The organism is uncultured Alcanivorax sp. (genome assembly GCF_947258575.1).
Lineage (GTDB): Bacteria > Pseudomonadota > Gammaproteobacteria > Pseudomonadales > Alcanivoracaceae > Alcanivorax.
The window spans coordinates 28,208-45,288 of the sequence record NZ_CAMYIV010000006.1 but is presented as its reverse complement, the minus strand read 5'-3'; the positions used below and the strand labels follow the sequence as shown (position 1 = coordinate 45,288).

At 56.6% G+C, this 17,081-nt stretch carries 20 protein-coding genes; 10 read left to right on the top strand and 10 right to left on the bottom strand.

The genetic code is table 11. From position 1 onward, the window contains the following. Positions 1 to 227 precede the first annotated feature (227 nt). The 4 genes from Q0Y02_RS06780 to Q0Y02_RS06765 form a co-directional block, all read right to left on the bottom strand. Entirely contained in the window at positions 228 to 695 is a 468-nt protein-coding gene (locus tag Q0Y02_RS06780) for a regulatory protein RecX (protein WP_297766262.1), read from the bottom strand. Next, positions 688 to 1,725 carry a recombinase RecA gene (gene recA, locus Q0Y02_RS06775; protein WP_297766259.1) on the bottom strand — a complete coding sequence of 346 codons (1,038 nt, stop codon included), beginning with the start codon at positions 1,723 to 1,725 and terminating at the stop codon, positions 688 to 690. Before recA ends, Q0Y02_RS06780 begins: the two co-directional genes overlap by 8 nt. Before the next feature lie 271 nt (positions 1,726 to 1,996). Further along, entirely contained in the window at positions 1,997 to 2,515 is a 519-nt protein-coding gene (locus Q0Y02_RS06770) for a CinA family protein (RefSeq protein WP_297766256.1), read from the bottom strand. Between the two features lie 72 nt (positions 2,516 to 2,587). Beyond that, positions 2,588 to 3,940: a wax ester/triacylglycerol synthase family O-acyltransferase gene (locus tag Q0Y02_RS06765; RefSeq protein ID WP_297766253.1), complete on the bottom strand. Its 1,353-nt coding sequence runs from the start codon at positions 3,938 to 3,940 to the stop codon at positions 2,588 to 2,590. A 393-nt stretch (positions 3,941 to 4,333) separates the two neighbouring features. Here Q0Y02_RS06765 and rnk point away from each other — a divergent pair, with 393 nt between their 5' ends. Both rnk and Q0Y02_RS06755 read left to right on the top strand, forming a co-directional pair. Next, on the top strand, positions 4,334 to 4,714 hold the full coding sequence (gene rnk / locus Q0Y02_RS06760) for a nucleoside diphosphate kinase regulator (protein ID WP_297766250.1): 381 nt from the start codon (positions 4,334 to 4,336) through the stop codon (positions 4,712 to 4,714). Positions 4,715 to 4,786: 72 nt separating this feature from the next. Continuing rightward, positions 4,787 to 6,061: a bifunctional O-acetylhomoserine aminocarboxypropyltransferase/cysteine synthase gene (locus Q0Y02_RS06755; protein WP_297766248.1), complete on the top strand. Its 1,275-nt coding sequence runs from the start codon at positions 4,787 to 4,789 to the stop codon at positions 6,059 to 6,061. 81 nt (positions 6,062 to 6,142) lie between these two features. Here the strand turns inward: Q0Y02_RS06755 and Q0Y02_RS06750 are convergent, their stop codons facing one another. Both Q0Y02_RS06750 and Q0Y02_RS06745 read right to left on the bottom strand, forming a co-directional pair. Beyond that, the gene (locus Q0Y02_RS06750) at positions 6,143 to 6,616 is read right to left on the bottom strand and encodes an NYN domain-containing protein (protein ID WP_297766245.1); all 474 of its coding nucleotides are present in this window, start codon (positions 6,614 to 6,616) and stop codon (positions 6,143 to 6,145) included. A 135-nt stretch (positions 6,617 to 6,751) separates the two neighbouring features. Beyond that, positions 6,752 to 7,657, bottom strand: coding sequence for a LysR family transcriptional regulator (locus Q0Y02_RS06745; RefSeq protein ID WP_297766242.1), 906 nt, complete (start codon positions 7,655 to 7,657; stop codon positions 6,752 to 6,754). Between the two features lie 113 nt (positions 7,658 to 7,770). Between Q0Y02_RS06745 and Q0Y02_RS06740 the strand changes: the two genes are divergently transcribed. The 4 genes from Q0Y02_RS06740 (at position 7,771) to Q0Y02_RS06725 (ending at position 11,169) form a co-directional block, all read left to right on the top strand. Beyond that, the gene (locus tag Q0Y02_RS06740) at positions 7,771 to 8,637 is read left to right on the top strand and encodes a pirin family protein (protein ID WP_297766239.1); all 867 of its coding nucleotides are present in this window, start codon (positions 7,771 to 7,773) and stop codon (positions 8,635 to 8,637) included. A gap of 75 nt (positions 8,638 to 8,712) precedes the next feature. Further along, positions 8,713 to 9,339 (top strand): isochorismate family cysteine hydrolase YcaC, encoded by a 627-nt coding sequence (gene ycaC, locus Q0Y02_RS06735; protein WP_297766237.1) that lies wholly within the window; start codon positions 8,713 to 8,715, stop codon positions 9,337 to 9,339. 68 nt (positions 9,340 to 9,407) lie between these two features. Further along, positions 9,408 to 10,610 carry a low temperature requirement protein A gene (locus Q0Y02_RS06730; protein WP_297766234.1) on the top strand — a complete coding sequence of 401 codons (1,203 nt, stop codon included), beginning with the start codon at positions 9,408 to 9,410 and terminating at the stop codon, positions 10,608 to 10,610. 103 nt (positions 10,611 to 10,713) lie between these two features. Further along, a complete protein-coding gene (locus Q0Y02_RS06725) occupies positions 10,714 to 11,169 on the top strand; it encodes an AtaL-like protein (RefSeq protein WP_297766231.1) in 456 nt (151 codons plus the stop codon). 16 nt (positions 11,170 to 11,185) lie between these two features. Here Q0Y02_RS06725 and Q0Y02_RS06720 read toward each other — a convergent pair whose 3' ends face one another. Continuing rightward, positions 11,186 to 12,001 carry an SDR family NAD(P)-dependent oxidoreductase gene (locus Q0Y02_RS06720; protein WP_297766228.1) on the bottom strand — a complete coding sequence of 272 codons (816 nt, stop codon included), beginning with the start codon at positions 11,999 to 12,001 and terminating at the stop codon, positions 11,186 to 11,188. Positions 12,002 to 12,014: 13 nt separating this feature from the next. Beyond that, positions 12,015 to 12,686, bottom strand: a complete 672-nt coding sequence (locus Q0Y02_RS06715; RefSeq protein WP_297766226.1) for a hypothetical protein — start codon at positions 12,684 to 12,686, stop codon at positions 12,015 to 12,017. A 151-nt stretch (positions 12,687 to 12,837) separates the two neighbouring features. Here Q0Y02_RS06715 and Q0Y02_RS06710 point away from each other — a divergent pair, with 151 nt between their 5' ends. The 3 genes from Q0Y02_RS06710 to Q0Y02_RS06700 all read left to right on the top strand — a co-directional run bounded on the left by Q0Y02_RS06710 (position 12,838) and on the right by Q0Y02_RS06700 (position 15,243). Further along, positions 12,838 to 13,542 (top strand): TetR/AcrR family transcriptional regulator, encoded by a 705-nt coding sequence (locus tag Q0Y02_RS06710; protein WP_297766224.1) that lies wholly within the window; start codon positions 12,838 to 12,840, stop codon positions 13,540 to 13,542. Positions 13,543 to 14,080: 538 nt separating this feature from the next. Continuing rightward, positions 14,081 to 14,389, top strand: a complete 309-nt coding sequence (locus Q0Y02_RS06705; protein WP_272974550.1) for a transposase — start codon at positions 14,081 to 14,083, stop codon at positions 14,387 to 14,389. Continuing rightward, positions 14,386 to 15,243 carry an IS3 family transposase gene (locus Q0Y02_RS06700; protein WP_272974549.1) on the top strand — a complete coding sequence of 286 codons (858 nt, stop codon included), beginning with the start codon at positions 14,386 to 14,388 and terminating at the stop codon, positions 15,241 to 15,243. Before Q0Y02_RS06705 ends, Q0Y02_RS06700 begins: the two co-directional genes overlap by 4 nt. 299 nt (positions 15,244 to 15,542) lie before the next feature. Here Q0Y02_RS06700 and Q0Y02_RS06695 read toward each other — a convergent pair whose 3' ends face one another. Next, on the bottom strand, positions 15,543 to 16,013 hold the full coding sequence (locus Q0Y02_RS06695) for a helix-turn-helix domain-containing protein (RefSeq protein ID WP_272974548.1): 471 nt from the start codon (positions 16,011 to 16,013) through the stop codon (positions 15,543 to 15,545). Between the two features lie 71 nt (positions 16,014 to 16,084). On the opposite strand from Q0Y02_RS06695, the gene Q0Y02_RS06690 reads away from it, so the two are divergent. Further along, the gene (locus Q0Y02_RS06690) at positions 16,085 to 16,690 is read left to right on the top strand and encodes a cation diffusion facilitator family transporter (RefSeq protein WP_272974547.1); all 606 of its coding nucleotides are present in this window, start codon (positions 16,085 to 16,087) and stop codon (positions 16,688 to 16,690) included. Between the two features lie 40 nt (positions 16,691 to 16,730). On the opposite strand, the gene Q0Y02_RS06685 is transcribed toward Q0Y02_RS06690, so the two are convergent. Next, the gene (locus Q0Y02_RS06685; RefSeq protein WP_290500866.1) at positions 16,731 to 16,985 is read right to left on the bottom strand and encodes a hypothetical protein; all 255 of its coding nucleotides are present in this window, start codon (positions 16,983 to 16,985) and stop codon (positions 16,731 to 16,733) included. Positions 16,986 to 17,081: the final 96 nt, after the last annotated feature.

Below are 17,081 nucleotides of genomic sequence, written 5' to 3'. Positions count from 1 at the left end.
GAAGTCTCACACAAGCCGCAAAAGCGCAGGATACGCTGTGAACCGGATTCGAACCAAGCAGGAAATTTCTGTGGGACTTGCGGCGTACCGAAGAAGCTCTCTCTATGAAGGAAGATCGCTGGAGCCTTGCTGGCAAGACGAATCATCGGGGTAATGCCCCCCCTCCGCTTCGCGAACTGAGCGGCAACGGCGAATTAGAGGATACGGATTGTGGGTTGAGGAGCGGACTACAGATCGTCGTCCGGAGGACAGTCCAGTGCAGCAAAACTTTGTTCGGCATCGAAGCCACGCTGTTGCAGGAAACGTAGCTGACGCGCTTTTTCTTTCTGGTCCTTGCCCGGGTACTGGCGAAAGCGCCGGGCACGCACGTCCCGAGCCAGCGCGAACCAGTCCACTTCGGCCTCTGCCAGGGCCTGGGCGATCAGCTCGTTATCCACGCCCTTCAGTTGTAGTTCCTGGCGGATTCGCAGGGCGCCCTGCCCCCGGTCGATGCGCGAACGCACAAAAAAACCGGCAAAGCGCCGGTCATCGATAAAGCCATGCTCCTCACACCAGGCCATCACCGCAGGCAGTGCTGCCTGCTCACCGAGCTTGCGGTACAGCTTGGTTTCCAGCTCCCGGCGGGCATGATCCCGACGCGCCAGCAGGCTGACAGCCCGCTGGCGCAGTTCGGATTCAGTGAGCGGTTCACTCATTGCCGGCTTCGGCTTCCTCTTCCTTGGCAGCGGGTGCCTCAGTGGGATCAGGCAGCAAGCGGGCACGGATTTCCTGCTCGATTTCCTCGGCGATGGCCGGGTTCTCACGCAGGAATTCGCAGGCGTTCTGCTTGCCCTGGCCAATCTTGTCGCCCTTGTAGGCATACCAGGCACCGGACTTGTCCACCAGACCCTGCTGCACACCCAGGTCCAGCACTTCACCCAGCTGATTGATGCCCTGGCCGTACAGAATCTGGAATTCGGCCTGACGGAACGGCGGCGATACCTTGTTCTTCACCACCTTCACGCGGGTTTCGTTACCGGTGACTTCGTCACCCTGCTTCACCGCACCGATACGACGGATATCCAGGCGCACGGAGGAGTAGAACTTGAGGGCGTTACCCCCGGTGGTGGTTTCCGGGTTACCGAACATCACACCGATCTTCATGCGGATCTGGTTGATGAACACCACCAGGGTATTGGCATTTTTCACATTGCCGGTGATCTTGCGCAGCGCCTGGCTCATCAGACGAGCCTGCAGGCCCACATGGGTGTCGCCCATTTCGCCTTCAATTTCCGCCTTGGGCACCAGCGCCGCCACGGAATCGACGATCACCACGTCCACAGCGCCGGAGCGCACCAGCATGTCGGTAATTTCCAGGGCCTGCTCACCGGTATCCGGCTGAGACACGATCAAGTCATCCACGTTGACGCCCAGCTTCTCGGCGTAGTCAGGATCCAGGGCGTGTTCCGCATCCACAAAGGCGCAGGTGGCGCCTTTTTTCTGCGCCTGGGCAATCACGCTGAGGGTGAGGGTGGTTTTACCGGAGGATTCCGGGCCATAGATTTCCACGATACGGCCTTTCGGGAGCCCGCCGATGCCCAGAGCAATATCCAGCCCCAGAGAGCCGGTGGAAATGGACGGCATGCGCTCGCGCTTGCGATCGCCCATGCGCATGACAGAACCCTTGCCGAATTGACGCTCAATCTGTGACAGCGCCGCGGACAGCGCCTTACCTTTATCGCTCATGTGACCCCTCTCCGTTAACTGGTGCGTCATTCATTGACGGCGACCGTATTGTGCCTTGCCAGATCTGACCTTTTAGTCAGCACTGACAATATGGACAGTATTATGAGCAGCTATGGCGGCTCATTGCAACCCCGGCAGCCCGGGGCTAATTGCAGGCTGATACGCGGTTAACGTCATCAGTGCGGTAAGCGGTTGATTTTTAATGCTTCCTCCCTTGCTAACAGCATCAACAACGCATGGCAAGGGAGGCGTGAAAGGCATAAACCGGCTTTCAATAGCCGGTGGATGGGAACGATTGTGGCGACTTCAGGCGCGCATTCAAGCCCCGAATGGCTTCCAGGATGGTCTGCTGACGGACGGCATCCCGATCACCCTGAAACTGGAAACAGTGCGCGTCGGCATGACCACTCGAGTGACCCCAGGCTATCCAGACCGTGCCCACGGGCTTGTCCGGGGTACCGCCTTGCGGGCCAGCGATGCCGGTCACGGCCATACTCACCTGCCCGCGGGAATGGCGAACGGCACCGAGCGCCATCTCCAGCGCCGTCTCTTCACTGACCGCACCGGTGCGTTCCAGAGTCGCTGCCTGCACCCCCAGCATGTCCTGCTTGGCGTCATTGGAATAGCTCACAAAGCCCCGCTCGAACCAGCGGGAGGAGCCGGCAAGGGCCGTCAGCATCTGGGCAATGCCGCCGCCGGTACAGGATTCAGCGGTAACCACCATCAGCGATTGCTGGATCAGCTGTTCGGCCAATTGCTGCACGGCCTGGGCGATGTCGTCGTGATGCACTGTGTCTCCGGGAATATCCTCTCAGGGAGCCTGCAAGATACCACTGCCACACAGCACCGCCCAACAAACCGGTTATTCCAGCTCGGCCAGCGAGGCCTCGAAATAGTCCAGGAAACGTTGAATATGCGGCAAGGTAACGCGGCAACCAATAACGCCGAATTCCAGGCTGTCCTTGTAACTCACCACAGTGATATTCAGCGCATAGCCATGCAGTACCAGCGACACCGGGTAGGACGCCAGCAACTCCGCGCCGTTGAAATACAAGGTCTCTTTGGGCCCTGGCACATTGGAGATAACCAGATTGAACATGGGGCTGACCCGCCCGGACAAGCCGGTCACCTGCCCCAACGAAAGCGGCATATTGGTCATCACCGTATAGGCGTCGATATCCGACTTCGGCATCTCGCCAAGACGGGTTTTCACCGCCTGCATGGATTCCTGAATGGCGACCAGCCGTCCCAACGGGCTGGCAATGTGGGTGGCCAGGCTCACCTGTACCGTGGTGATGGCATTGCCACCGCCTTCCGCCTGATCCGCACTGCGCAGGGACACGGGCACCTGGGCCACCAGCGGTTCCGCAGGGAGCGCATCCAGTGATTCCAGATAACGGCGCAAGGCGCCGCCGCACATGGCCAGAAAAATATCGTTGACGGTGCCGTTGTGTTGTTTCGCTGCTGCCTTGATCCGCGACAGGGACCAGGACTGGGCGGCAAACCGGCGAGCACCGGTGACGCGGCAGTTGAGCTGGGTCTTGGGAGCACGATAGATCGTTTTTACGTTACTTTCTTTGGGCAGGCGCAGCAGATCCACCAATTGCCCGGCGCCACGACGCACACTGCCAACGCCATCCAGCACGCCAGCCTTGGCGGCCACGGCCACGTTTTTCTTGCGCGGCTTCTTACGATTATCCCACTCCCCGGACCAGGGTGCGGGTAAACGCTCATCGGCACTGCTGGCCATCCGCGACTGCATCAGATGCATGCCCGCCATGCCATCCACCATGGAATGATGCAACTTGGTGTAAAGGGCGAAGCGGTTGCCCTCCAGCCCTTCGATCAGATAGCTCTCCCATAGAGGACGACTCGGGTCCAACCGCTGAGCATGCAGACGGGAGACCAACGCCAGCAATTCACGCACCCGCCCCGGGCGCGGCAACGCTGAATGGCGTACGTGGTAATCGATATCAAAATTCTTGTCATCCACCCAGGCTGCATCCAGCCGACCTGGCAAGCGGGACTGGATCTTCTGGCTGAAGGGCCGGCACACACCGTCCACTTCCACCATGTAGCGGTAAACGCTTTCCATATAATCGCTGGGGGCATCCTCCGGCACCGCAAACAGGGCCAGCCCGCCCACGTGCATGGGAGTTTCCCGGGTTTCCATCATCAACCAGCCGGAATCCATAATGGATAATTTTCGCGCCATCCCGATCTCCTTGTTGTTATACGCCACAGGCAAGGTTCATCCTGCGGGAGAAATCTGCCAATAGCCAAATCATCCATATTCAAGACAAAACAGCATTATGAGATTCGTTGCTTTTGGTTATTGGCCAGGGCACAGCCGTTTTCTTATTCGACGCCAACCATCCCGGCACTTTGAGATCACTGGACAAAATATCCGGCTCTGCTAATCTCGCATCATGAACCCGGTTCGCACAGTAATTAATGTCTCCGACGGCCCAGCCCCGTCCCGCACAGCCAGCGCTTTCGCCCAGGTTGCGAGCATCCCTGCCTTTCTCTCCTGACGCCGAACACCCGACGGAAACCGGGGGTTCGGCGCCCCCGGCAAACACACCCTTAACACCGTCAGGAGAACACCATGAATACGCTACCCCCAATCACCGTCAGCACCACTGACCGTGATCGCCTTTTTGCCGTGCTGGATAACTTCAAAGGGGAGTCGGACCAGATCGATTATCTTTACGATGAGTTGGCCCGTGCCCATATTGTTGAGGCTGATGCCATGACGGACGATGTAGTGACGCTGGGTAGCCGCCTGCGTTTTCGTAACGAGGCCACCGGCAAGGAACACGAACGGGTACTGACTCTGCCCCACGAAGCACAGTCAGTCAGCGACGCCATATCCATTCTCACCCCTGCCGGAGCGGCGCTGCTGGGCCTGAAGGTGGGTGACAACATTCAGTGGCCGCTTCAGGGGCATTTTCTGCGCTTGCGTTTGCTGACTGTGAGCCGCAGATAAACCCGGATAAGCCTTCAACAGTTTGATACTCTCTGAAACTGATTCACCTATACAACAACACAAGGACCGCTCATGAAGATGGAAACCCTTGCCGTGCGTGCCGGCTTTCACGTGGACCCCACCACCAAGGCGGTGGTAACACCGATCTACCAGACCACGTCCTATGCCTTCGACAATACCCAGCATGGTGCGGATCTGTTTGACCTGAAGGTGCCCGGGAATATTTATACCCGCATCATGAACCCCACCAATGCAGTGCTCGAAGAGCGGGTCGCAGCCATGGAAGGGGGCGTGGGTGCCCTGGCCGTCGCCTCCGGCATGGCCGCCATCGAATACGCGCTGGAAACCATTACCGAAGTGGGCGACAACATCGTCACTACCAGCAAACTCTACGGTGGCACCTACAACTTCTTTGCCCACAGTCTGCCGCGCCGTGGCATTGAAGCCCGCTTTGTCAGCCATGATGATTTTACTGCCCTTGCCGCCGCCATTGACGACAACACCAAGGCCGTCTTCTGTGAGTCCGTTGGCAACCCCGCCGGCAACATCGTCGACATTGCCCGCCTGGCCGAGGTGGCGCACCAGGCCGGCGTGCCACTGATCGTCGACAATACCGTCGCCACGCCCTACCTGTGGCGGCCTATCGAGCATGGCGCGGATATCGTGGTCCACTCGCTGACCAAATACATGGGCGGACACGGCAACTCCGTGGCCGGGGTGATTGTGGATTCCGGGAAATTCCCCTGGACCAAACACAAGGAGCGCTTCCGGGTGCTGAATGAACCGGATCCGTCCTACCACGGTGTGGTCTATACCGAAGCCCTGGGCGAAGCCGCCTTCATCGGCCGTGCCCGGGTGGCGCCATTACGCAACACCGGCGCGGCCCTGAGCCCGTTCAACACCTTCCTGGTCCTGCAAGGGATTGAAACCCTGCCGCTGCGCATGGACCGCCACTGTGAAAACGCCCAGAAAGTCGCCGAGTTCCTGCGCGACCATCCCCAGGTCAACTGGGTGAACTACGCAGGCCTGCCGGAAAGCCCGGATCACGAACTGGCGAAGCGATATATGAACGGCCGCGCGTCCGGCATTCTCAGTTTCGGTATTGAGGGCGGTCAGGAAGCCGGTGCCCGTTTCATTGATGCCCTGGAACTGATCCTGCGGTTGGTGAATATTGGCGATGCCCGCTCCCTGGCCTGCCACCCCGCCTCCACCACCCACCGTCAGCTGGATGACAAGGAACTGGCCAACGCCGGCGTCAGCCGCGAGATGGTGCGCCTGTCCATCGGCATCGAGCACATTGACGATATCCTGGCAGACATCAGCCAGGCCCTGGACGCGGCACGCTGAGACGTTTGCGCGAGAGCAGGACAATGCCCTGCTCTCGCCCCTCAACCTGTTTTCTTGCCCCGCTTGCTGAACAATCCGTCCCTACAACAACTGGGCGTTCCCAATCGGGTGGTACACCGAGGCGCTATCAATCAGGGACCGGGCGGTCAGTGATTCGACCCCATAGACCTCCGTTCGCACGCCAGGGTCTACGTTGATGCGCTCCAGCAGCACATCAAAATCACCATCACCGGATAGCAACACCACGGTGTCCACCTGCGGCGCCAGGGTCATCACATCCACGGCGATACCCACATCCCAGTCGCCCTTGCTGGAACCATCGCTGCGCTGAATATAGGGCTTCAACTTTACCGTGAAACCGATGTACTTGAGGGCATCCTGGAATTTTGTCTGCCCGTCATCGCCGCGGTGGGTGGCATAGGCGATGGCATGAACAATATCGCCCTGCTCAGACAGCTGTTTCCACAGACCGCGATAATTGAACTGTCGGCCAAATGCCTGGCGGGTGGTGTAGTAAATATTTTGAACGTCGGCGAAAACCGCGATGCGGGGCATAAGATTGTTCCGGGTTGCTGTTTTTGGATACAAGCAGGTTTTTCAGAGCGCACCAGACTGATCAATCCGCACCGTATAACCCGTTAATTGAATCACGCTCCATTCATGCATAGCTGGTTTTTTCAGACAAGGTCACTACTCCTCGTCGAAAGAGGCATAATATTTCTCCAGCTCTTCAATCAAGGTTCGCACTGCCGGCAACAAGCCCCGGCGACAGGGATAAACCACATGGATGATATCCCGATGGGGCTGCCACTCAGGAAGCAGCCTGACCAGTTCACCCCGGTCAAGCTGATCCTGAACCGCCAGGATCGGTAACTGGACCGCGCCAACCCCTGCCAGTGCCACACGCCGCAGGGCGATCATATCGTCGGTTACCAGTTTGGGCTGATGATTGATGGTTGCCTTGCTGTTTTCCGGACCATTGAGAACCCAGCGGTGTTCGGACTGCGCGCTGCTAAGACTGATGCTGGGCCAGTCATGAAGATCTGCCGGTGACGCGGGTATGCCATATTTGTCTATCAGCGCAGGGCTGGCAACCAATGCCAGGCCACGATCCGAAAGCACCTTCAACTCCAGATCCTTGGCCTGCAACGGCGGCGGACGCACGCGAATGGCAACATCGATCCCTTCATTCAGCACGTCGACCCGGCGATTGGTTGCCTCAAGGTAAACAGTGATCTTCGGGTAGCGCGCCATCAGATCCGAGAGAAAGTCACCGATATGCACATGTAGCAGTGTTATCGGGCAGGTCATTCGAATCACCCCGCGAGGCTCGGACTGGACGCTGTCGATTGCCTCCTGGGCGGCTTCCGCTTCCACCAGCATGGCCTTGCAGTGGTCGTAGTAGGTTTCACCAATCTCCGTGATGGAAAACCGCCGGGTCGAACGGTTTATCAGCCGCACCCCGAGACGCTCTTCCAGGGCCGCCACGCGACGACTGAGCTTGGACTTCGGCACACCTGTCGCCCGACTGGCCGGGGCAAACCCACCGTGTGCGACAGACTGGGCGAAGTAGTAAAGATCGTTAAGATTTTGCATAAGCGGCTATCACCGTCTCATTTATGGAACGCTATAAGGCTTTTTTGCCTACTACACAAAGCAATGTTCCATAAATACTATCCAATAAACACTCCTCAGATAAGCGGATAGCAATGAAACACGTCCTTGGCATTTACTCCGCCCCCAACCCCCACTGGGTGGGTGACGGCTTTCCGGTGCGCTCCCTGTTTTCCTACGACAGTCACGGCAAGCAGCTAAGTCCGTTTCTGTTGCTGGACTATGCCGGCCCGGCGCACTTCCCGCCTGCCAGCAAGCCAAGAGGGGTCGGCCAGCACCCCCATCGCGGTTTCGAGACAGTCACCATTGTCTACAAGGGCGAGGTTGCCCATCAGGATTCCAGCGGCGGCGGCGGTCTTATCGGGTCCGGTGATGTTCAGTGGATGACTGCCGGCGCAGGCATCGTCCACGAAGAGTTTCATTCCGCAGGCTTCACCCAATCCGGCGGCGAGCTGGAAATGGTTCAGCTCTGGGTGAATCTTCCCGCCCGCGACAAGATGACTCCCCCGCGCTATCAGGCCATCACCGACCAGGATATTCCCGCCATACCACTGGCTAACCAGGCCGGCACACTCCGGGTCATTGCCGGGGACTTTGAAAATCACCGCGGACCGGCACAGACATTCACCCCCATGCATGTCTGGGACATCGCCCTGGCAGTTAACGGCATTTGTGAATTGGAAGTGCCGGAAGACTGGCATACCGCCGTGGTCGTCCTCAATGGAACCGTACAGCTCAATAGCAACACGGTGATGCGTGATGCACAGATGGCCGTGCTGGGCCCCAAAGGCCAGCACCTCTGCCTGGAAGCCAACGGTGAAGCCCGGGTGCTGCTGCTAAGCGGCGAGCCAATTGACGAGCCCATCGTCGGCTATGGCCCCTTCGTCATGAACAGTCAGCAAGAAATCAGAGAGGCCATCAGCGACTTTCAACGCGGCACCTTTGGAAGAATTGATAACTGAGAGTTTCTCGCCACAGCTATGGCGAAATAACCGGGGGCGCTACTACGCACCCTTCATTTACCAAGGAGACAAATCATGGGTAAGCAATACAACCGCCTTCGCAAAGATGACGCTGCCGTTCTGCTGGTCGACCACCAGGCCGGCCTGCTGTCACTGGTGCGCGATATTGATCCGGACAAGTTCAAGAACAACGTGCTGGCACTAGCGGACCTGGCCAAGTACTTCAACCTGCCAACCATTCTCACCACCAGCTTTGAAGATGGCCCCAACGGCCCACTGGTACCGGAGCTGAAGGAAATTTTCCCCGATGCCCCCTACATCGCCCGCCCGGGTCAGATCAACGCCTGGGACAACGAAGACTTCGTCAACGCCGTTAAAGCAACCGGCAAGAAACAGCTGATCATTGCTGGTGTTGTGACCGAGGTTTGTGTGGCCTTCCCGGCACTGTCAGCCCTGGAAGAAGACTTTGAAGTCTTTATCGTGACCGATGCGTCCGGCACCTTTAACCCGATGACCCGCGATGCGGCCTGGACCCGCATGACCGACGCCGGCGCACAGCTGATGACCTGGTTCGGTACTGCCTGCGAGCTGCACCGTGACTGGCGCAATGATATCGAAGGGCTCGGCAGCCTGTTCTCAAACCACATTCCCGATTACCGCAACCTGATGACCAGCTACTTTACTCTCACTGAAGGCAAGTAATAGCCTTATGGGGCTTCACCCTGTGAAGCCCCATTTTCCTTTTGTTTGACTGATCTGATGAGAAAGACATGCCTCAATCCGCACTGACCAACTTGTTCAGAGTCAAAGGGGGACACAACGAACACAAGGTGTCTTTCTCGGAACTCTTCTTCGACCTTGTTTTCGTTTACGCCATCACGCAAACCGCTCATCTTCTCATTAACCACTTCACACCCTATGGTGCATTCCAGTCACTTCTCATCCTGATGGCGGTGTGGTGGGCATGGGTATTTACCACCTGGGTCACCAACTGGCTGGATCCGGAAACGGTACCTGTCAGGCTAATGCTTTTTGCGTTAATGCTACTGGCAATGGTGGCCTCCATTGCCATTCCGAAAGCATTTGGCGAGCACGGGCTATTATTTGCCTGCGCCTACATCACTCTGCAATTGGGCCGCACTATCTTTATGTGCCTGAGCAGCCGAAAAGCCGCCCCGCAGTTACATAATGATTTCCTGCGAATGACCCTGTGGTTTGCCCTTGCCGCCATTTTCTGGATCATCGGCGCCGTTCAGGAGGGAGAGACACGCACACTCTGGTGGGCGTTGGCACTGACGGTTGAGTATCTGTCGGCATCACTCTCCTTTTATGTGCCCGGTATGGGCCGATCCGACAGCCGCAAATGGAATATTTCCGGAGCCCACATGGCTGAACGATGTGGCCTGCTGATCATTATCGCCCTGGGTGAGTCGTTGCTTGTGACAGGGAATACCTTTTCTCATACCGACTGGAGTGTTGCCACAACCACCGCCTTTATTTCTGCCTTTATCGCCACCGTTGCCATGTGGTGGATCTACTTCAGTCTTAGCGCGGAAAGAGCCAGCCACCGCATCACCAACAGCGAAACATCCGGACACATGGGAAGGCTGGTCTATACCTATGTGCATTTTCTGATTATCGCCAGCATTGTCATCGTCGCTGCCGCCGATGAATTCATCCTTGCCCATGCAACAGGCCATATTGGCACTGCCACACTGGTTGCTGCCATTGGCGGCCCTGCCCTCTATCTGGTGGCCAACATTCTGTTCAAAACACTGATATTCAATAGCCACCCTTTATCCCACTATGTTGGCCTTAGCCTTCTCGCCGCCCTGATCCCACTTTCCTCCTTCATCTCCCCCGTCATACTGGCCATACTGACCACATCAGTCCTGGTACTGGTCGCCACGTGGGAGACGGTCGTCGTGATACGTAATGAGTCGAATAGCGATGATGCCGAGCGTGCGAATTAGAGCCACTGCATGGTTCTACACTTTCTACCAGGAGCTCTCATCATCAGCCCCTGCATTTTGCAGTGATTTCATGGCGACCTCATGCATATAAAGAGGAACAACAATGCAGTTTGAACACATAATCCAGGTCAATGACCCTGCAGAAAATGACCTGCCGATCTTGTCCAGAGCACAGCTTTGGCAGGGGCTGGTACTAAGAGCCAAAGAACCAAACCTTTTCCTGGTCGGCCTCGACACCTATCGCATTGTGGAAGACAACGATAACTACATGAGGCGCTGTCTTGAGCTACCAGGATTGACCGTTAACGACGAAGTATGGCTGACGCCAGAAGAACGGATTGAGTACAAAATCACACCGACACAAAGCACTCCCGGCGGCACCCTGGAAATGCTGATTGAGGAACCGGAGCCCCACGCTCTGTTTGTCCGCTTCAAATACTGCTCCCTGTATCTCAACGATATGGATGACGCACTGCCCTACGACCTTTTTGCCCAACAGGCCTATGTGGCAACGGATATCGAGACGATCGCCATCATCCGCAATCTGTCTCTCAATTAGTCTGGTTTTCTGCCGATCAGGAGCGAGACACCCGTTCCTGATATTTTCGGGTCTGCGCATTATCCGGAGCGATGCGCTCCTGTGCCCCTACCATTCGCTTGATCCAGTTACCCAGCCGTTCCGGCAGGGCCTGCTCGATGGTGCCAATGGGAAACAGCCATTTCGGCATTGTCACTTCCGGCTCACCATGAAGGCACGACGCAATGACTTCTTCGGCGATCTCGGACGGCATGGCCTTGGGAATACCACGGATATTCATGCCAGCGGTCAAATCCGTATCGACTGCGGACGGCATCAGGGTAGTGATCGACACGCCGGAACCGGCAATCTCTGCACGCACCGCCCGTGACAGGCTGGCCACCGCGAACTTGCTCGCCGTGTAAACGGCAGCTCCTGAGCAGGTCATCTTCCCCGCCATGGACGCCACATTGACAATGTGCCCATAACCCCGCTGCTGCATTTCCGGCAGCACAAGACGCATGCCGTTGATCACACCGCCCGTATTGATGGCCATTTCCCGGTGCAGTGATGCCAGGTCCAGATCGACAAACGCACCGGTACGCATGATTCCGGCGTTGTTCACCAGCAAATCCACCGGCCCCATTTCACGCGCCACATTCAGAAAATTTTCAAACGAATCGGCATCGGCTACATCCAGTTTTACCGCCCTGACACCGGTCAGAGACAACGCCACGGCTTGTGCCGCCTTCAGGTCAATGTCGCCGATAACCACGCGGGCCCCTTGATCGACCAGCGCCCTGACGGTGGCTTCACCTATCCCCCTGCCGCCGCCGGTGACACAGGCAACAGCACCCTTCAATGTGATAGACATAGATCGATGCTCCCTAGCCCACGAAAGGGTAACGAAGGGCGAAGTACCCCACGATGTCCCAACCATGCTTTGCTCTGAACACCACCCGGCCCAGAAAAACATCCGGCACGATTTCCACAATCTCGTCACGGACTTTCGGCAGAATCAGCGGGTTTTTAAAGGACGGTTCATCATACGTAATTGCACGGACCTGCAGATGGGGAGGCACCGGCGAGGTGTCTATGCAGTGGTGAAAATCGAACCCGAGTAACTCCTTGCCCTGCTTTTGCAACTTGTAGTGTGGCATGGCAATGCGGGCGGGAATGGCGGTCGAAGCGCTAACCCGGTTGTAACCGGTGCCGGTTGTCGGGTTGAAGGTTTTTCCTGTCCAGCCGATACGCCCCAGAAGCTGTCCCAGCCTGACCGCTCGGTCCAGCGTGCGCATCATGAACGAGCCGTGCAGATTCATCACCATACCCTCGGTATCACCATCCGGTGCTGGCGCCTCTCCTTTGCCCTGGGCAAACAGCAGGGGCAAGCGATAAAACTGTGACTCGTCCTGCAACTCCCTGAGCAACCCCCAGGCGGCCTTTTTCGCTGCATCGGGATGACTTCTGGCCTGGGCTCTCAACTGTGTAAGACGTTGCTCGTCTGACAGCGGCGCCGGCACCGTGGATGCCTGTTTGAGCGTAGCGTGAGCTTGCATGTTGACTCCTCGAATCGGGTTGGTGGCTACAAATCATTCTTGGTACAACACTGTACCAAGAATAGAATCAGTGCAGCCAACAGGTCAAGACTGGCTTGCCCGATTTTCTTGCTGTTACCATAACCCCCTGATCAAACAGGAAATTTAGCCAATGACCCACCCCACGCGACCTTTTCAGGGCCAATCAGCGGAATCCCGCGTCCAGACTCGGCGCCAACAACTGCTGAGTCAGGCCTATGAAATCATCGCCACTGAGGGCGGGAGAAAACTCTCCATCCACAAGCTCTGCGCTCAGGCCGGGTTGAACAAACGCTACTTTTACGAAAGCTTCGACAGCCTTGATGCCATGGCCGCCGCGTTGATAGACGACCTGGCAGAGGAACTGATCGCAACCGGTCAGCACGCGGCGCTGACAGGCTGGCAGGAGGGCATGGACACCGCCACACTGGCCCGCCATGTGCTGGATCGCTGTATCGGCTGGATGGTGGACGAGCCTGCCCGAACCCGGTTGCTGTTTTCCTCGGCATCAGAGAATCCCCAGGCTCTTGAGCAACGCAAGATAGTGATCCGGAAAATGGCACAGGTGCTGTCCGCCTTCAGTATCCAGTACCACCAGGCGGGACAACCCCTGCCGATTGCTCATGTGGGCTCTGCCCTGCTGATTGGTGGCACCATCGAAGCAGTGATGACATGGCTCGACGACGATGTCGCCGTGAGCCGAGAGGAATTTGTCGAGGATATTGCCTGTTTCTGGGTTGCCGTTGGGGACAGCGCCGTTTCCCTTGCACGCAGCCGAGGGATTACGCCGACCTCAACGACAACTAACCCCGGCAGGGAGTCTAGCGACAGCGACTGACTCACTGATCACTTTGCTCATGGCGTACACGCCTTCACGGCCGCTACGCCTGCATGCTTGCCAAAATATTCTCGCAGCCGCCCTCAGCCAACAGACCAGGCAGCAGCGCACCCATGCCCCGATGATTCCTGCTGCCAATCCCTATATCATGCCTGCTTTCATCTGAGTCACTGATACCCCCGGAGGAAGCGTGAGCGCGGACTTGAGCCAACATACGCCGATGATGCACAGGTGTGTTTAGGCTTATTTAACTGGCCATCATTGCCAAAAGGGTCACTTGCTATACCATAACCTACACTTGGTTTCTGGATCGTGACGGATCACCATGGAATCTAGCGGACAATACGGAGCCCACCTGCACACACCTTCAAGCCTAGTAACGCTATTAGTCATTAGCAGCTAAGGACTTCTACCTCTTTTTTTAGCACGAAGAGAATCAACAACCGCTCTAGGCACACCTCCTGGCATGCAATTCCCGAGTTACCCACAGAGAGTAGACACCCTTTATAGTTAGGGTAGCCCCTAATGGAGGTGTGTCATGGCCAAGAAACAGCGGCAAGCATATACGGAAGACTTCCGTAGAGAAGCCGTCCGCCGATCCGACCAACCAGGGAATACGGCGGTATCGGTTGCCAAGGAGTTGGGTTTGCACCCCGGCCAGATCTATAACTGGCGCCGCCAGTTTTCTCGCCTTTCCGATAAGCAATTCAATAGCCTGGACGGTGTCGATTACTCCAAACACGAATCCGAGGAAGTGCGACGCCTCAAGCGCGAGCTCAATGAAGCGCGTAAGGAGAACGAATTCCTAAAAAAGGCTGCTGCGTACTTTGCGAAGCACCAAGAGTGAAGTACGCGGTCATTGCCGAGTATTTGGGACATTACTCCGTCGTGTTGATGTGCCGAGCCATGAACGTATCCCGCTCAGGGTTCTACAAGTGGCTGAAGCGCCCGCCCTGTGCTGCTCAGCTACGGCGCGAACAGGTGGAGAGCAAGGTTGTTGAACTGTTTGCGGAGTTCAAGGCCCGCTATGGCGCCCCCAGGCTTGCTGATGAATTGGCAGATGCGGGTCTGCCATGTTCGAAGAATTTTGTAGCCAATATCATGCGGTTGCGGGGTATCCGGGCACGCAACGGTAAGGGGTTTCACTATCGCCCAGCCAGCCCGACGATGATCAATGTGGAAGAGAACCGGTTGCGTCGTCGGTTTCGGGCGGAGGGGCCAAATCAGAAATGGGTGACGGATATCACCTATATCTGGGTCAATGGGCGCTGGCTCTATCTTGCGACGGTAATGGATCTTTATTCTCGTGCCATCGTTGGCTGGAAGCTGGATACCTCAATGACAGAGAGGCTGGCGATGGATGCACTTGCAATGGCGTACGCAAATCGGGATATCCAGCCCGGACTGATAATTCACTCTGATCGTGGGGTTCAGTTCCGTTCCGTGAAATATCTCGATCTGGTTCGTTCACGAGGCTGTTTGCCGAGCATGAGTCGCCAGGGTAATTGTTGGGATAATGCGGTAATGGAGTCTTTCTATAGCAGGCTCAAGGTGGAGCTGATCTATGCGGAGCAATATGCTTCCATCGAAGCAGTCCGATCCGGTATCTTTGAATACATAGAAATCTTTTATAACCGCAAACAGAGACACTCTGCGATTGGAAACATCAGTCCAGCAGAGTTTGAGCGCAGGTGCGCATAACAGTGTCTACTTTTTGTGGGTAGGACCAATTCCGCCCCCCCATGTTTGTCCTGTTTCCTTTAATGTTGGATCGCTGGGGATTCCTAGTTGCCATAGCAGCTTGTAGCATTGTGCTGACAATTGTTTGCTTTGTATTCCTCGGTCTACTGGTCTGACTTTTCCGCATTGAGATCTGATACCGTAATGCATCCGGCAGGCTTAACCACACCCCGGCCTCCAATAGGAACCCGACACCACACGCGGTTGAGTTGATCAGCCCCTGATTCACGCTGTCAGTCACTTTATCGGCGTCAGCGTCGCTACTCGCTGCTGGAAGCCATCGACAACGTTCGGTAGCCTGGAAGGTGATCAGCCTGAGCCTGGCTATGATCACAAAGCTCATGGTCCGAAAGCGTTTCGATGATTCGGCAATCCGCTACCCTGCCAATTTGGCACTGGCCAAGCATCCTTTCCAGTTCGTCACGCATAGCATGCAATCGCTTTATTCGGTTTTTCACCTGCTCTAGGTGGGCGCGGGTCAGCTCATCGACAGCCTGACATGACGCCTGGGGCTCACTGGACAGCACGATCAGTTCACGAATCTCGGTGAGGGTGAAGCCCAGCTCTCGTCCGTGACGAATGAACAGCAAGCGCTGCAAGTGGATCTGCATATATCGCCGCTGGTTGCCTTCACTACGTGCCACCGGCGGTAACAACCCTTCTTTTTCGTAGTGGCGAATCAGACCAACGGTGCAACCTGAGGCATCCGCAAGCTTCCCGATAGTGAGCATATGGTTGAACCTGCAACTATTGTAGGTTTTATACTGGCACCCGAACTGGCAAGATCGCAAGGAGTGTTTCCATGCCCGGCTGTTGCAACAATGAGATTGAATTCGATGGCCAGAGTCCGCAATACCGCCGGGTACTGTGGACTGTGATTGCCATCAATGCGGTTATGTTTGCGGTGGAAATTGTGACGGGCGCCCTCTCCGGCTCAAAGGCGTTACAGGCCGACGCCTTGGATTTTGCCGGAGATACAGGTACTTACGCCCTTAGCCTGTGGGTAATCGGCAAGCCATTACTTTGGCGTACCCGAGCCGCTACCCTCAAAGGCGCATCTCTGTTGGTCATGGGGCTGGTAATCCTAGTTACTACTCTGCTGAGTTTTGGTAACGCTGCACCCCCCCTGGCAGGCTGGATGGGAGGCATTGCTCTACTCGCCCTGGCGGCCAATGTGACCAGTGCCCTTCTGCTGATGCGCTTTCGCAACGGCGACGCTAATATCCGGTCAGTCTGGCTATGTTCCCGCAACGATGCCATCGGTAATGTAGGGGTTATAGCCGCAGCAGGCTTGGTGGCCTGGCTGAATTCTCCATGGCCGGATCTGATTCTTGCCTTGGTGATGGCGAGCCTATTTACTCACAGCGCGTTCTCCATACTGCGCCAGGCTCGCCATGAGTCTTCATAATGCTGGCAGGTTGACAGGTGTGCCTGACTTGTTAGCATACTTAGCCTTGCTCAAAAGCCAACATTGGATACAGAGCGCCATGTCCAGTCATCGCCATACTCCAAAAAGCGCTGTAACGGCAATGGTGCTTGCGCTTTTCATGTTGTTGAATGCTGTGGTCGTAGTCGGTGAGGAAGCTGATCATTCTGTCCACGACAGCACTCTGGCTGACATCCAGCATGGCGCCTTCCACGATGCAGGCACACACCCCCCACTCTCCGACAACGTTGATTGCGAAAGCCACCACGGCTGCCACAGCCATTCACCGATGAACCTGCCTGTTGTCGGTTTTGCACACTATCCCAGTGGTGCTCAAAAAGACTGGGAAAGCCATTATCGCACTCGCCTGATT